The organism is Flavobacterium sp. PS2, assembly GCF_046250155.1.
Classification (GTDB): domain Bacteria; phylum Bacteroidota; class Bacteroidia; order Flavobacteriales; family Flavobacteriaceae; genus Flavobacterium.
In genome coordinates this window covers 3,703,288-3,720,274 of sequence record NZ_CP176426.1, presented here as the reverse complement: position 1 = coordinate 3,720,274, position 16,987 = coordinate 3,703,288, and the positions used below count along the sequence as shown (strand labels likewise).

Annotated in this window: 7 protein-coding genes, 4 tRNA genes and 3 rRNA genes; 5 read left to right on the top strand and 9 right to left on the bottom strand. The window is 37.2% G+C overall.

Translation table 11 applies throughout. The annotated features are described in order from the left end of the window. Positions 1-87: 87 nt before the first annotated feature. Complete coding sequence (gene gltB / locus ACJ6WR_RS16360) at positions 88-4,602, bottom strand: glutamate synthase large subunit (protein ID WP_409415838.1); 4,515 nt, start codon at positions 4,600-4,602, stop codon at positions 88-90. A 415-nt stretch (positions 4,603-5,017) separates the two neighbouring features. Here gltB and sucC point away from each other — a divergent pair, with 415 nt between their 5' ends. After that, positions 5,018-6,211, top strand: a complete 1,194-nt coding sequence (gene sucC / locus ACJ6WR_RS16355) for an ADP-forming succinate--CoA ligase subunit beta (protein ID WP_035622256.1) — start codon at positions 5,018-5,020, stop codon at positions 6,209-6,211. A gap of 281 nt (positions 6,212-6,492) precedes the next feature. Here sucC and ACJ6WR_RS16350 read toward each other — a convergent pair whose 3' ends face one another. Continuing rightward, the gene (locus ACJ6WR_RS16350) at positions 6,493-7,290 is read right to left on the bottom strand and encodes a DUF5694 domain-containing protein (protein WP_409415837.1); all 798 of its coding nucleotides are present in this window, start codon (positions 7,288-7,290) and stop codon (positions 6,493-6,495) included. Positions 7,291-7,511: 221 nt separating this feature from the next. Here ACJ6WR_RS16350 and ACJ6WR_RS16345 point away from each other — a divergent pair, with 221 nt between their 5' ends. From ACJ6WR_RS16345 to ACJ6WR_RS16330, 4 genes are all read left to right on the top strand, one after another. Continuing rightward, entirely contained in the window at positions 7,512-8,552 is a 1,041-nt protein-coding gene (locus ACJ6WR_RS16345) for a sensor histidine kinase (protein ID WP_409415836.1), read from the top strand. Between the two features lie 3 nt (positions 8,553-8,555). Next, complete coding sequence (locus ACJ6WR_RS16340; protein ID WP_409415835.1) at positions 8,556-9,263, top strand: LytR/AlgR family response regulator transcription factor; 708 nt, start codon at positions 8,556-8,558, stop codon at positions 9,261-9,263. 480 nt (positions 9,264-9,743) lie between these two features. Beyond that, positions 9,744-10,091: a transposase gene (locus ACJ6WR_RS16335; RefSeq protein ID WP_409415689.1), complete on the top strand. Its 348-nt coding sequence runs from the start codon at positions 9,744-9,746 to the stop codon at positions 10,089-10,091. 145 nt (positions 10,092-10,236) lie between these two features. Continuing rightward, positions 10,237-11,067, top strand: coding sequence for an ISL3 family transposase (locus tag ACJ6WR_RS16330; RefSeq protein WP_409415688.1), 831 nt, complete (start codon positions 10,237-10,239; stop codon positions 11,065-11,067). 104 nt (positions 11,068-11,171) lie between these two features. Here ACJ6WR_RS16330 and ACJ6WR_RS16325 read toward each other — a convergent pair. From ACJ6WR_RS16325 to ACJ6WR_RS16295, 7 genes are all read right to left on the bottom strand, one after another. Further along, positions 11,172-11,257, bottom strand: a tRNA-Leu gene (locus ACJ6WR_RS16325). A 7-nt stretch (positions 11,258-11,264) separates the two neighbouring features. Beyond that, positions 11,265-11,337 (bottom strand) — tRNA-Phe (locus ACJ6WR_RS16320). A gap of 68 nt (positions 11,338-11,405) precedes the next feature. After that, positions 11,406-11,515 (bottom strand): 5S ribosomal RNA (gene rrf, locus ACJ6WR_RS16315). 167 nt (positions 11,516-11,682) lie between these two features. Beyond that, positions 11,683-14,567, bottom strand: a 23S ribosomal RNA gene (locus ACJ6WR_RS16310). Positions 14,568-14,741: 174 nt separating this feature from the next. Then, positions 14,742-14,815 (bottom strand) — tRNA-Ala (locus ACJ6WR_RS16305). A gap of 160 nt (positions 14,816-14,975) precedes the next feature. Further along, positions 14,976-15,049 (bottom strand) — tRNA-Ile (locus tag ACJ6WR_RS16300). Between the two features lie 120 nt (positions 15,050-15,169). Further along, positions 15,170-16,683, bottom strand: a 16S ribosomal RNA gene (locus ACJ6WR_RS16295). The 16S, 23S and 5S rRNA genes sit together here with 4 tRNA genes alongside, the layout of an rRNA operon. Positions 16,684-16,987 lie beyond the last annotated feature (304 nt).

Here is a 16,987-nt window from a genome sequence, read left to right as displayed (position 1 = left end):
TTTTAAAATTCCAAATCCTTCTCCCAAGGTCTCAGGACGATGAGGAAGACATTGCCATTGAAATTGATTTTTGAAATTGATGTTTTATTAAGCTATTAGTTCTTCAATTTGCTTTTCTTCTGCTATTCTTTGTAATGCCTTTTTGTAATCTGTAGGCATTACTTTGATGAAATGTTCCTGTTCGTTTTCCCAGTCTGCCAAAAGTCTTTTTGCCAATGGGCTATTTGTGTACAACGAATGGTTTTTTATCAAACGTCTCAACTTAATAAAATCATCCTCTTCCATTGGATCGAATGCAACCATTTCCATGTTACATAAAGTAGAATCGAATTTTTTATTCTTGTCGTAAACGTAAGCAACACCACCGCTCATACCCGCAGCAAAATTTCTTCCGGTTTTACCCAAAATAACAACAGTACCTCCAGTCATGTATTCGCAACCGTGATCTCCAATTCCTTCTACAACTGCTGTTGCTCCAGAATTCCTTACACAGAAACGTTCTCCGGCCATACCATTAATGTATGCTTCACCAGTAATAGCTCCGTAAAGAGCAACGTTACCAATAATAATATTCTCTTCGGGTTTGAAAGTAGCTGTAGGTGGAACTTTAATAATTAGTTTTCCTCCAGAAAGTCCTTTTCCTAAATAATCATTACAGTTTCCGTGAATTTTAAATGATAATCCATTGGTAGCAAATGCTCCAAAACTTTGTCCTGCTGAACCTTCAAAATCAACTAATATAGTATCTTCAGGTAATCCTTGAGCACCATATATTTTTGAAATTTCATTACTTAAAATTGCACCAACTGAACGGTCTGTATTCTTAATTTTAAAAGTAACTCTTGTTTTTTCTTTTCTATAAATAGAAGGAATAGCTTCTTTTATAATTGCAAAATCCAATACGTTTTCTAATGCGTGATCTTGTGTAGTCGTATTGTGATTAGGAACCGTTTTTGCTTTCTCTGGTTTGTAAAGTATCGAAGACAAGTCTAATCCATTTGCTTTATAATGTTTGATAGCTTTGTTCACATTTAATTTTTGTGATTGCCCTACCATTTCTTTTAAAGTTCTGAATCCTAATTGTGCCATGATTTCTCTTAACTCCTCTGCAATAAAATACATGAAGTTAATTACATGCTCTGGCGTTCCCTTGAAATTTTTTCTTAATTCCGGATCCTGTGTAGCAATACCAACCGGACATGTATTTAAGTGACAAGCTCTCATCATGATACAACCTGAAGCAACAAGCGGCGCTGTTGCAAAACCAAATTCTTCTGCTCCTAATAAAGCTGCAATAGCTACGTCACGACCTGTTTTTAACTGACCATCACACTCTAAAACTACACGACTTCTTAAATCATTTAAGATTAATGTTTGTTGTGCTTCCGCCAAACCAAGTTCCCAAGGAATACCTGTATGCTGTAAAGATGTTAATGGTGCAGCACCAGTTCCTCCATCGTAACCAGAAATCAAGATCACATCGGCTTTTGCTTTTGCAACACCAGCAGCGATTGTTCCAACTCCAACTTCTGAAACTAATTTTACATTTACACGTGCTTCACGATTGGCATTTTTTAAATCGAAAATTAATTGAGATAAATCTTCAATAGAATAAATATCATGGTGAGGTGGTGGAGAAATAAGTCCTACATAAGGCGTTGAATTTCTAGTTTCAGCAATCCAAGGCACTACTTTTTCACCTGGTAATTGTCCTCCTTCTCCAGGTTTTGCACCTTGAGCCATTTTTATTTGAATCTCTTTTGCATTAGTCAGGTAATTGATAGAAACACCAAATCTTCCTGAAGCAACTTGCTTGATAGCACTATTTCTAGAATCTCCATTAATTTCTTTTTGGAAACGTTTAGGATCTTCTCCTCCTTCTCCCGAATTACTTTTTCCGCCAATTCTATTCATTGCAATTGCTAAATTCTCATGTGCTTCTCTACTAATAGATCCATAAGACATTGCTCCAGTTTTGAATTTTTTTACAATTTCTGTCCAAGGTTCTACTTCATCAATAGAAATTGGATCTAAATTATTAAATTCAAATAAACCTCTAATTGTCATAAGGTTTGAGCTTTGCTCATTGACCATATCTGAGTATTCTTTGTAACTTTCAGGACTGTTTAAACGAACTGCCTGCTGTAATTTTGCAATTGTAGTTGGATTGAACATGTGTTTTTCACCTGATCTTCTCCATCTGTAAATACCTCCAATTTCTAATGGCAATAAATTTGCAATTTTAGAATTTGGAAATGCTTTTTGGTATCTTTTCTTAACTTCTTTTTCTATTTCCATCAAACCAATTCCTTCAATTCGGGATGGTGTGTATGGGAAATATTTAGTCGAAAAAGTTTTATTTAATCCTAAGATTTCAAAAATTTGTGCAGCTCTATAAGAATGTAATGTAGAGATACCTATTTTATTCATAATCTTAAGAATACCTTTTGCAATAGCTTTATTATAATTAGCAATTGCATAATCGGCTTTTATTCCAGTAATAAAACCTTGCTCAACTTGATTATGAATAATTTCATTTACCATATAAGGATTAATAGCACTAGCGCCATAACCAAATAATAATGCAAAATGATGTGGTTCACGAGGTTCTGCCGATTCAATTATAATTCCGAATTTAGAACGAACTTGTAAAATATTCAATGAATGATGAATATAAGAACAAGCCAGTAACATAGGTATTGGTGCCAATTCTTTACTTACTCCTCTATCTGAAAGAATGATGATATTGTGACCTTCATTTACAGCTTTAAAAGTTGCCTGAACACATTTTTCTAAAGCACGCTCTAAACCATTTACTCCTTTTTCTATTTTATATAAAGTAGAAATAGTAGCAGTTTTAAAATCAGCATGATCTATATTTTTGATTTTATCCAAATCCTCTTTAGAGATAACCGGATTTTGAATTTTTAATTTTTTACATTGTTTTGATTCAATTTCAAAAATATTAAAATCTCCTCCTACCGCTAAACTGATATCTGTGATAATCTCCTCACGAATACCATCTAAAGGTGGATTGGTTACCTGTGCAAACAATTGCTTGAAGTAATTATACAGTAACTGTGGTTGCTCAGACAAAACTGCCAATGGTGTATCATTACCCATAGAGCTAATCGCTTCTGCTCCACTAGACCCCATAGGGTTAATTATTGTTTTTAAATCTTCGATTGTATAACCAAATAATCGTTGTCTTGTTTCGAAATCAATACTCTCGACAGGTGTTGGATTATTAGTATAAGGTACCTTTGCTAATGGCAATAAATTTTCATTAAGCCATTTTTTATATGGGCGTTTTGTTACGATAGCATTTTTAATCTCGTCATCCTCAATAATACGACCTGCGTTCATATCTACCAAGAACATTTTCCCTGGTTCTAAACGACCGTGCTGTATTACATCTTCAGGATTAACATCAAGGACACCAATCTCTGATGACATGATTACAAAACCACTTTTTGTTAAAGTATAACGAGAAGGACGCAATCCGTTTCTGTCTAGTAAAGCACCAATTACATTTCCATCAGTAAACGGAATCGAAGCTGGTCCATCCCAAGGTTCCATAATGCAAGCATTATATTCGTAAAATGCTTTTTTATCTTCAGACATTGTTTGGTGTTTCTCCCAAGCTTCTGGTACAACCATCATCATTGCTTCAGGCAGTGACCTTCCTGTCATTAACAGTAGTTCTACCACCATATCCATAGAAGCCGAATCTGATTTTCCTTCTAAGATAATAGGAAACAATCTCTTAATATCATCTCCAAAAATATCGCTTTGCATCAATTCTTCACGGGCTCTCATTCTGCTAATGTTACCGCGAAGTGTATTGATTTCACCATTGTGACACATATATCTAAAAGGCTGAGCCAACTCCCAAGATGGGAATGTATTCGTAGAAAAACGTTGGTGTACTAATGCCAAACGTGTAACTAAGTCAGTATCTTTTAAATCAGTATAATATCCGCTGATATCTTCCGGCATCAACAAACCTTTATATATAATGGTTGTTGTAGATAAACTAGAAAAATAAAACATATGGCTCTCAGAAGTCTTAGAATTTCTGACAGCATGTTCTGCTATTTTGCGAGCTGCAAACAACTTAGCGTTAAATTGTTGTTCTGTTAGTTCTTGCCCATTTTTACTAACAAAAACCTGCTTAACGGTCGGTTCTTTTTCTGCTGCAATTTCTCCTAAACTATTTACATCAACCGGGACGTCTCTCCAGCCTAAAATAGCTAAGTTTTGCTCTTTTATGGTTGTTTCAAATGCATTAATACAAAATGCTACTTGATTTTTACTTTTAGGTAAAAAAACCATTCCTACTCCATACTCTCGTGTTTCAGGGATTTCAAATTCACAAACTTTCTTAAAAAAATCATGTGGGATATCAAATAAAATTCCAGCACCGTCTCCAGTTCTTCCATCAGAACTAACTGCACCACGATGTTCCAATTTTATTAAGATATCCAATGCTTTATGAATGATGTCATTAGACTTAATACCATTCAAATTACAAATAAATCCTGCACCACAATTGTCGTGTTCAAATTCGGGCAGATATAGCCCTTGTTCTTTAACTTTCATTCTTGATATTTTTTTTACAAAAATAAAGATTCCGTTAAACATACTGTATCAAATAAAGCGTATCGCTTACATTTTTATACTAATAATAGAAAAACAATCCTAAATTATCAATAATATTATTTAACCCACCCCGAATTGACAAAATCATAATTCGAATTTCATTTTTATTGACAAAATCCTTATTTCACGCTAAAAACAGCAACATTTTATGTTAAATCTCAAACGATATAGTGTCTTTGAATTAACATTCATTACACAATTATTTAACTCAAATTTTTAATTAATTTTAAAGAAATCACAATCCAAAATAAGTCTTGCTTTTTATTCCAAAAAGATTTCTTTTTAAAGTTCATTTTTGCTATTTTTGTGCCACTTTTATTCTGAAATTAATTCAGAACCAGACAAATTCTATATTATGAACATACACGAATATCAAGGAAAAGAAATTTTAGCTAGTTACGGAGTACGCATCCAACGCGGAATTGTAGCTAATAATGCGGTTGAAGCTGTAGCTGCTGCAAAACAATTAACTGCTGAGACTGGTACAGGATGGCACGTTATTAAAGCACAAATTCACGCAGGTGGACGTGGAAAAGGTGGTGGAGTTAAGTTAGCTAAAAACTTGCAACAAGTTGAAGAAATAGCTGAACAAATCATCGGAATGCAATTGATTACACCTCAAACTTCTGCTGAAGGTAAAAAAGTAAATAAGATTTTAGTTGCTGAAGATGTTTACTATCCTGGTGAAAGCGAAACTTCTGAATTTTACGTTTCTGTTTTATTGAATAGAGGTACAGGTCGTAACATGATCATGTATTCTACTGAAGGTGGTATGGACATCGAAGAAGTTGCTGAACACACACCTCATTTAATCTTTACAGAAGAAGTTGATCCATCTGTAGGATTACAAGGTTTTCAAGCAAGAAGAATTGCCTTTAACTTAGGGCTTTCTGGAAATGCTTTTAAAGAAATGGTAAAATTCATTGACTCATTATACAATGCTTACATTGGTTCTGATGCTTCTATGTTTGAAATTAATCCAGTTTTAAAAACATCGGATAATAAAATCATGGCTGTAGATGCTAAAGTAAATATCGATGATAATGCTTTATACAGACAAAAGAAATATGCTGAAATGCGTGATATTCGTGAGGAGAACCCAATCGAAGTTGAAGCAAAAGAAGTAGGATTAAACTATGTAGATCTTGACGGTACTGTAGGATGTATGGTAAATGGAGCTGGATTAGCAATGGCTACTATGGACTTAATTAAGTATGCTGGTTTCGAACCTGCAAACTTCCTTGACGTAGGTGGTACTGCTGACGCTAAACGTGTTGAAACAGCTTTCCGTATCATTTTAAAAGATCCTAATGTAAAAGCTATCCTAATTAACATCTTTGGAGGAATCGTTCGTTGTGACCGTGTTGCTCAAGGAGTTGTAGATGCTTACAAAAACATGGGAGACGCTATTAAAGTGCCAATCATTGTTCGTTTACAAGGAACAAATGCTGCTATTGCAAAAGAACTAATTGACAATTCTGGAATGCCGATTTTATCAGCAGTAGAATTTCAAGAAGCTGCTGACCAAGTTAAAGCTGCACTTTCTTAATCAAATAAGAAATCAAATTATATATAAAAATCCTTCCGATCATCGGAGGGATTTTTTGTTTTACAAAACCACATGTATTATAGAAATGTATTGCTGTACACAGACGTTGCGTAAAATCCAAGCTGTTTTTTTTTACCCGCTATGCACGGTAAGATTTTATTCTAGCTTTATGATTAAAACACAAAGTTCGCAAAGCGATATGGATAAAGCTTTGCGAACTTTGCGTTTATTGTAAAATTCTTACTATGCAAAAACCTTAGTGTGTTTTGCAGCTAAGTTAGCTATTTCAGAACAGTTGATAATTCCACAAGTTCAAATGTTGGATCATTTACAATAAACTGCCTGAACATTGCAGCATGACCACTGCCTACTAAAACCATTATTTTATCATCTTTGCTTTCAGTTAGCTTTTGGATTAAAGAATACATATACAAGTTTCGTTTATACCAATTCGCAACTAAAGAAGCTCCTGTAAAATCATCTGGATCTCCAGTTCTATTTGCTACTTCTAAATACCATTGCAAATTATCTTTATCAGCTTCTTTTTCATTACTGTATAACATAAGTTCGGTTAAAGTACTTTTTGAGATTCTTTCGTTTTGATCATTCTCAAATTTCTTCATCAATTCCGCAGTTCTTTCCTTTAAATTCTTTTGATTAGCTTTATCCATGCTTATCATTAAACTGTCATAAGAAAAGCGGTTACGATAATCGATTCCATATAATTTTTTATGATTTAGTTTTTTAGCAGTACGAAGCGCCAGTTGCGTAATTTCGTTTGCGTCTTTTTTGAAAAGACTATCTGTGTTTTTATTGTAAAACTTATCTAATTCGGCTTGTTTGGTAAATTTCCATTCAACAAAAATTTTATCTGGTCCAAATTTCTTGATTTTGTCACTAATGGTTTCAAGCTCTTTTTGACTTTTTTCAGACATAACATTAAACGTTTTTGTTTTAGCAATATCATTTCCTGGATTTGCAAAATGAAAAGTTCCAATTAACAAGATTTGTTTCTTTTTTGTTTGAGCAGAGGATAGGCTAAACGTAATAAGGACAAGTAATAAAATAATTTTTTGCATGATGATTTTGTGTTTAAATTCATTGCAAATGTATGAGCAGATTTGAAGCATTTTTTTCGGTTTTGATGAACACTAAGTTTCACTTGACCAACTGCCGATATTCTACTTTCAAAATGTTCATATAATATTTTTCAAGGTTCGTCATTAAAAAACAATATTTCATATAAACATCATTTCCATTTAAAGTCATAATTGTATTTTTGAGCTCATAACTATCATTTATGAAACTCAAAATACCTTTTTACTACCATGTAATTCTTTTCTTGGGATTATTCCTAACCTACTGTCTTTGGGATTACGGAATTAATAATCGATTAGTAATGATAGAGCAGTCCAAGCTTTATTTCTGGATGACATCGACTTTTATTCTTTCTGTTTTTGTGGTATATATTGTCAATTTTTACACAGTCTGTGATTGGTTTTTAAATAAAACGAAAATTCATTTTTACTTTTTAAGCATTCCTTTTTCATTAACACTTTTCGCTGGTGTCAGATATTTTTTTCAGGAAGTAATTATGTTTCATATTATTGGAGTACACAACTATGCTATTGGCGATTTAGAATGGAAGTTTTACATTCGAGATAATTTCTTTTTTGGATTACCTGCTGTTATTTTTAGTGCTTTAAGCTATTCTTTTTGGCAATTTCAGAGTGCACAACAGCAAAATCAGGAATTACTTTTAGAAAACAAAAAAGCAGAATTTCAAATATTGAAAGCTCAGGTGAGTCCTCATTTTTTGTTTAACACATTGAATTCTTTTTACAGTCAGTTAATTTTAAAAGATGATGAAATGGCTTCGGATATTTTAGTACTTTCCGATTTACTTCGTTATGTTATTACAGAAACAGACAAAGATGAAGCCGTACTTTCAAAAGAAATTCAATTCATACAGAATTATATTCATTTACAGAAAAAGCGATTTGAAGATCAGTTGTATCTTGATTTTTCTATTGAAGGAGATTATTCGAATGAAAGAATTCTATCATCAACCTTAATTCATTTTGTAGAGAATGTTTTTAAACACGGAAAATTCAATACTGAGCAAGAAAAAGCAACTATTACAATCAAAATAAAAGAAGATTTTTTAGAGATTTCAACTTTTAATCATACCGTTGAAGGTGAGAATTATTCTTCAACAGGAATAGGCTTTGACAATCTAACCAAAAGACTAGAATACATGTATAAAGGTAAATTTATACTTGAAAAAACCGAAGAAAATAATATATTTAAGACCTACTTAAAAATACCACTAAAAAAATAATTTATGGCTTTTAAATGTATTATTGTTGATGATGAACCACCAGCAACACGTATTATAGAAAATTATATTAGTAAAGTTCATTTTCTTGAAAAAACTGGCGTTTTTAATGATTCCCTAAAAGCATTAGAGTTTTTAAACACACAAACTGTCGATGTTATTTTTTTAGATATTCAAATGCCCCAATTGACAGGTTTACAAATTTCTAAAATTATTTCAAAAGATATAAAAGTTATTTTCACAACAGCTTATCCTGATTTTGCTTTAGAAGGATTCGAATTGAACGCAGTTGATTATTTATTAAAACCAATTTCATTTGAACGTTTTTATCAAGCAGTTTCAAAGCTGAATACTGAATCAAAAAGCCTTGTTTCTAATCATAACAATACACCCGATTTTCTATTCATCAAAACTGATGGGAAAAATAAATTTCAAAAGATTTTCCTAAACGATATTTTATACATAGAAAGCCTTCAAAATTATGTTTGCATTCACACAACTAAACAACAAATTATCACGCATTCTTCTTTAAAAAATGTAATTGAATCCCTCCCGGCAAATAACTTCATTCAAATACATAAATCATATGTAGTCTCATTAAAACAAATTGAATCTACAGATAATTTTTCCGTTTTCATTAATACTAATGAATTACCAATAGGAGCAACTTTTAAAGATACTTTCTTTCTACAAATTGATAAGAATAAAATATAAAGAGTTACAATCAAATAAACTATAAGCTATTTCATATATTAATAGCTGCTATATTTCGCAAAGAACTACAAAAGCAACACCAAAGGCTGTCCTAAAATAGTTTGTCCTTACACTGAAAGAGTTTAAATCGACACAACTCCGAAGCACCTACAATTTTTTTGAAAATACGACGGATAAAATAATAAGTTTTACTAAGCTGGCTAAATGGCACGAGAAAGAAAGTAAATCAAAATGAATCATTATCAAGCGATATTGAACTATTTTGATATAGAAGTATAGAATTTCTTCCAATGCTAAAATAAAAGCTTTTAGAAAGCAATTTAGAGGTGTAAGAAATATAGATTTCTTCTTATTCAGATTATCTAATCTTTTTGCTTAATCCCTAACTTTTGCACCTGATCCCTATTTTCATGGATCAAGAACAAAACCTGGGGAGGAATGTCAAAATAAAATAAGAACTTTGTAATCTAAGAATTTGAGATGACTCCTATAGACCTTTTAAAATTTATGCTGCCTGATTTTTTAGTAGAACACTTTGAAATAGTTTCTAGCACTAACACAGAAGAAGTACTACACCTTTATTTCGAAGAGAGCGCCAAGCCTCCACAAGAGTTTGATATGTTTGAATTAGTTTCTAAAGGTTTTTTGGATGAGATTACCATTCAGGATTTTCCATTAAGAGGCAAATTTGTGTATTTACATATCAAAAGACGCCGCTGGACCAATAAAACCAATGGTCAAATTATAAAAAGAGATTGGGCATTAGTTGCCAAAGGAACTCGCATGACGCAGGAGTTTGCGGCTTTTTTAAAAGAAATTAATAGATAATAACGCTACCGACTGTCATACCATTGGAGGTTTTTTCGGAGTCAATGGAAAAAAACTTCAAAGACAATATAAAAAACATCTAAGCTCTTTTAGTATATGGGCTCCGCGCGAACATGCGCACCAGTGGATTGTTTACCCCGAAAATATGGGTACTCATTTATCCATTGATGAAGTAGCTTTATCTCAGGGTGAACTATATACTATTGTGACCAACAAGAAATTCAAAGGCAAAAAAGGCTGCTTAGTGGCTATTATTGCAGGAACCAAAGCTGATCAGGTCATAGAACACCTCTGTAAAATTGATTACAAAAAGAGATCTTGTGTAAAAGAAATAACACTTGATATGGCTAATTCCATGAAATTAATATCAAAGAGAGCCTTTCCAAAAGCCATACAAGTAACCGATAGGTTCCATGTTCAAAAATTGGCATTGGAAGCATTACAAGAAATCAGAATCAAACATCGATGGGAAGCTATGGATTTTGAAAATCAATTGATATTACAGGCAAAAAAAGAAAATAAAACATATATCTCACAGCTTTTATCAAACGGAGATTCTGTAAAACAGCTATTAGCCAGAAGCAGATATCTACTTTATAAATCTCGCGAAAAATGGACAAAGAGCCAAAAAGAAAGAGCTCAAATGCTCTTTGATCTATATCCAGATATAAAAATAGCCTATAATCTAAATCAACAACTTCGAGGGATTTACAATAATCACAACGATAAACATATTGCTATGACCAAACTAGCACATTGGTATAGAAATGTAGAGGAATCAGGTTTTAAAAACTTCAATATTCTGCTCAATACCATAACTTTTAATTACCAGTCAATCTTAAACTATTTTGATAATAGAAGTACCAATGCTTCGGCTGAATCTTTTAATGCAAAAATTAAAGCATTTAGAAGCCAATTTAGAGGTGTAAGAAATATTGATTTCTTCTTGTTCAGATTATCTAATCTTTTTGCTTAATCCCCAACTTTTGAACATGATCCATTTTCATCAGCAGTAACAACAAAACTTTCGTTTGAGTCCAAAAAAAAACTCCAATTAGCATTTGCTAATTGAAGTTTTAGTACTCAGAGCGGGACTTGAACCCGCACGAACATTGCTGTTCACTGGATTTTAAGTCCAGCGTGTCTACCAATTTCACCATCCGAGCATTATTGTGGTACCTCCAGGGATCGAACCAGGGACACATGGATTTTCAGTCCATTGCTCTACCATCTGAGCTAAGGTACCTATACTTGTTTATAAATATATAAACAAATTAAGAAAAAAACCTGTTTTGTTAAAAACAGGTTTTAAAAGAAAGGCGACGACATACTCTCCCACATAACTGCAGTACCATCTGCGCAGGCGGGCTTAACTACTCTGTTCGGGATGGGAAGAGGTGAGCCCCGCCGCAATAACCACCTTAAGGTCGTTGTTACTTGAGGTAACTTTTAATTATTAATTATCAATTATAAATTGTTAATTATCAATTAAACAATATCTTAACACACTGAGATAAAGAAAAAAGTATTTTTTAGAAAGTTTCTCCCAGCCCCTTTGTTCCCCCTTCGGGGGTTAGGGGGCTGGAAAAGCGTACATAAGCTTACGGATTATTAGTACTACTCGACTATGACATTACTGCCTTTACATCTATAGCCTATCAACGTGGTCATCTCCCACGATCCTTAAAAGAAATCTCATCTTGTGGTGGGTTTCGCGCTTATATGCTTTCAGCGCTTATCCCTTCCAAACGTAGCTACTCTGCGGTGCTCCTGGCGGAACAACAGATACACTAGAGGTTTGTCCAATTCGGTCCTCTCGTACTAGAATCAGATCCACTCAAATTTCTTGCGCCCACAGTAGATAGAGACCGAACTGTCTCACGACGTTCTGAACCCAGCTCGCGTGCCACTTTAATGGGCGAACAGCCCAACCCTTGGGACCTTCTCCAGCCCCAGGATGTGACGAGCCGACATCGAGGTGCCAAACCCCCCCGTCGATATGAGCTCTTGGGGGAGATCAGCCTGTTATCCCCGGCGTACCTTTTATCCTTTGAGCGATGGCCCTTCCATGCGGAACCACCGGATCACTATGCTCTACTTTCGTACCTGATCGACCTGTATGTCTCTCAGTCAAGCTCCCTTATGCCATTGCACTCTACGCACGGTTACCAAGCGTACTGAGGGAACCTTTAGAAGCCTCCGTTACTCTTTTGGAGGCGACCACCCCAGTCAAACTACCCACCAAGCAATGTCCCCCGCAAGCGCGGGGTTAGGCCTCAGATAAACAAAGGGTTGTATTTCAACAATGACTCCACAACGCCTAGCGACGCCACTTCACAGTCTCCAACCTATCCTACACATCATTTATCCAAGGTCAATACTAAGCTATAGTAAAGGTGCACAGGGTCTTTTCGTCCCACTGCGGGTAAGCGGCATCTTCACCGCTACTACAATTTCACCGAGCTCATGGCTGAGACAGTGTCCAGATCGTTACACCATTCGTGCAGGTCGGAACTTACCCGACAAGGAATTTCGCTACCTTAGGACCGTTATAGTTACGGCCGCCGTTTACTGGGGCTTCAATTCAATGCTTCTCCGAAGATAACATCTCCTCTTAACCTTCCAGCACCGGGCAGGTGTCAGGCCCTATACTTCATCTTACGATTTTGCAGAGCCCTGTGTTTTTGATAAACAGTCGCCTGGACCTCTTCACTGCGGCCAGCATTGCTGCTGGCGACCTTTCTCCCGAAGTTACAGGTCTATTTTGCCTAATTCCTTAGCCATGAATCTCTCGAGCACCTTAGGATTCTCTCCTCGACTACCTGTGTCGGTTTGCGGTACGGGTACTTATTACCTGAAGTTTAGAGGTTTTTCTTGGAAGCCCTTAGGCGCACTATCTCTTTGACCGAAGTCTCCGAGTACTATCGTATTTCCCCAAGCCGCGTGGATTTGCCTGCGCAGCTTATAGGTAGGTACTTCAACGAACTATTCCGTCAGTTCGCGGCGCTTTCATCACTCCGTCACCCCATCACAGTAATAAGTAGTACGGGAATATTAACCCGTGGTCCATCGACTGTCCCTTTCGGGTTCGCCTTAGGTCCCGACTAACCCACAGCTGATTAGCATAGCTGTGGAAACCTTAGTCTTTCGGTGTGCGGGTTTCTCGCCCGCATTATCGTTACTTATGCCTACATTTTCTTTTCTAACCAGTCCAGCACGCCTTACGACGCACCTTCAACCCTGTTAGAATGCTCCCCTACCACTTTAACTTACGTTAAAATCCATAGCTTCGGTAATATGTTTATGCCCGATTATTATCCATGCTCGTCCGCTCGACTAGTGAGCTGTTACGCACTCTTTAAATGAATGGCTGCTTCCAAGCCAACATCCTAGCTGTCTGGGCAGACAAACCTCGTTCTTTCAACTTAACATATATTTGGGGACCTTAGCTGATGGTCTGGGTTCTTTCCCTCTCGGACTTGGACCTTAGCACCCAAGCCCTCACTGTTGTGAAACATTATATAGCATTCGGAGTTTGTCAGGAATTGGTAGGCGGTGAAGCCCCCGCATCCAATCAGTAGCTCTACCTCTATATAACTTTATGCACAACGCTGCACCTAAATGCATTTCGGGGAGTACGAGCTATTTCCGAGTTTGATTGGCCTTTCACCCCTACCCACAGGTCATCCGAAGACTTTTCAACGTCAACCGGTTCGGTCCTCCACTGTGTGTTACCACAGCTTCAACCTGCCCATGGGTAGATCACACGGTTTCGCGTCTAACACTACTGACTAAAGCGCCCTATTCAGACTCGCTTTCGCTACGGATCCGTGGCTTAACCACTTATCCTTGCCAGCAACGTTAACTCGTAGGCTCATTATGCAAAAGGCACGCCGTCACCCCACGAAAGGGCTCCGACCGCTTGTAAGCGTATGGTTTCAGGATCTATTTCACTCCGTTATTCACGGTTCTTTTCACCTTTCCCTCACGGTACTGGTTCACTATCGGTCTCTCAGGAGTATTTAGCCTTAGCGGATGGTCCCGCCAAATTCAGACAGGGTTTCACGTGCCCCGCCCTACTCAGGATACCACTATCCTTTACACTCATTACCTATACGGGACTATCACCCTCTATGGTTCTACTTTCCAGTAGATTCTAATTCTTTGTGCAAGAAATGTCGTGGTCCTACAACCCCAACATTGCCGTAACAACATTGGTTTGGGCTAATCCGCGTTCGCTCGCCACTACTTACGGAATCACTTTTGTTTTCTTCTCCTCCGCCTACTTAGATGTTTCAGTTCAGCGGGTTTGCCCACCTATCGGTGTACTATGTCTTCAACATAGTGGGTTGCCCCATTCAGGTATTTACGGATCAATTCGTGTGTGCCGATCCCCGTAACTTTTCGCAGCTTATCACGCCTTTCATCGCCTCTGAGAGCCAAGGCATCCCCCATACGCCCTTATTTTGCTTATTGTACCAGTCTTGATAAATCAAGACCGTTTTCTTTATCGTCTGTATCACTACTTTCAATAAAAAATGCTTTCTACTTTTTATTATTTTCTTATCTCAATATGTCAATGAACTTTATTATGCTTTAGGCTTTACGCTTTAGGCATTAAGCTTATAGCCTACGGCTTATAGCTTTTTGTGGAGAATAACGGAGTCGAACCGTTGACCTCCTGCGTGCAAGGCAGGCGCTCTAGCCAGCTGAGCTAATCCCCCATTTTTCAATCTTAGATTGTAGAATTCAGATTTTAGACTTCTTAATTCTTATCTAATTTCTTTTGGTGAATTCCAACTTCTAGAATTTCCTTTTTTTTAAGTTTACAGTCTTTCTAATTAGAAATTGTCAATTATTAATTGTCAATTACTTTTTAAAAAGTAGTCCCGGGCAGACTCGAACTGCCGACCCCTACATTATCAGTGTAGTACTCTAACCAGCTGAGCTACGAGACTCTGTTTTACTTAATTGTATTATTTGAACTAACAGCAGAGTAATATAATCTTCAATTTAACCTATAGGTCATTTCGTCTTCTTTCCCTAACGTGCACAAGTGCTAACATATAGGGCTCTAGAAAGGAGGTGTTCCAGCCGCACCTTCCGGTACGGCTACCTTGTTACGACTTAGCCCTAGTTACCAGTTTTACCCTAGGCAGCTCCTTGCGGTCACCGACTTCAGGCACCCCCAGCTTCCATGGCTTGACGGGCGGTGTGTACAAGGCCCGGGAACGTATTCACCGGATCATGGCTGATATCCGATTACTAGCGATTCCAGCTTCACGGAGTCGAGTTGCAGACTCCGATCCGAACTGTGACCGGTTTTATAGATTCGCTCCTGGTCGCCCAGTGGCTGCTCTCTGTACCGGCCATTGTAGCACGTGTGTAGCCCAAGGCGTAAGGGCCGTGATGATTTGACGTCATCCCCACCTTCCTCACAGTTTGCACTGGCAGTCTTGTTAGAGTTCCCGACATGACTCGCTGGCAACTAACAACAGGGGTTGCGCTCGTTATAGGACTTAACCTGACACCTCACGGCACGAGCTGACGACAACCATGCAGCACCTTGTAAATTGTCTTGCGAAAGATCTGTTTCCAAACCGGTCAATCTACATTTAAGCCTTGGTAAGGTTCCTCGCGTATCATCGAATTAAACCACATGCTCCACCGCTTGTGCGGGCCCCCGTCAATTCCTTTGAGTTTCATTCTTGCGAACGTACTCCCCAGGTGGGATACTTATCACTTTCGCTTAGCCACTGAGTTTGCACCCAACAGCTAGTATCCATCGTTTACGGCGTGGACTACCAGGGTATCTAATCCTGTTCGCTACCCACGCTTTCGTCCATCAGCGTCAATCAATTAGTAGTAACCTGCCTTCGCAATTGGTATTCCATGTAATCTCTAAGCATTTCACCGCTACACTACATATTCTAGTTACTTCCTAATAATTCAAGTTTAACAGTATCAATGGCCGTTCCACCGTTGAGCGATGGGCTTTCACCACTGACTTATTAAACCGCCTACGGACCCTTTAAACCCAATGATTCCGGATAACGCTTGGATCCTCCGTATTACCGCGGCTGCTGGCACGGAGTTAGCCGATCCTTATTCTTACAGTACCGTCAAGGTTCTACACGTAGAACTGTTTCTTCCTGTACAAAAGCAGTTTACAATCCATAGGACCGTCATCCTGCACGCGGCATGGCTGGATCAGGCTTGCGCCCATTGTCCAATATTCCTCACTGCTGCCTCCCGTAGGAGTCTGGTCCGTGTCTCAGTACCAGTGTGGGGGATCTCCCTCTCAGGACCCCTACCCATCGTAGCCTTGGTAAGCCGTTACCTTACCAACTAGCTAATGGGACGCATGCTCATCTTTTACCGTTGTGACTTTAATAATTGCTCGATGCCGAGCTATTATACTATGAGGTATTAATCCAAATTTCTCTGGGCTATCCCTCTGTAAAAGGTAGATTGCATACGCGTTACGCACCCGTGCGCCGGTCTCTGCTCCCGAAGAAGCATACCCCTCGACTTGCATGTGTTAAGCCTGCCGCTAGCGTTCATCCTGAGCCAGGATCAAACTCTTCATCGTATATTTTAATATTATATTCGACTAATGATTCTATCGGTTTTATTCAAATCTATCGATTCTATTACTCTTATTTTGTTGTTCTAAGATCTCTCTTAAAACGGCTGTCAATTCAATATGTCTAGGAACGTGTTCTTCTTTTTTAATATCGCTTGTTTCTCAAAGCGGGTGCAAAAGTAGAAAAGTCTTTTCTAACTGGCAAGAAATTTGTGAAGTTTTTTTGGAAAATTTTCGTTTCCGTTTTCTTCTTTCTTATCAATCTTTCAAGGAACTTTCCGTTGTTTTGCGGGGTGCAAATGTAACATCC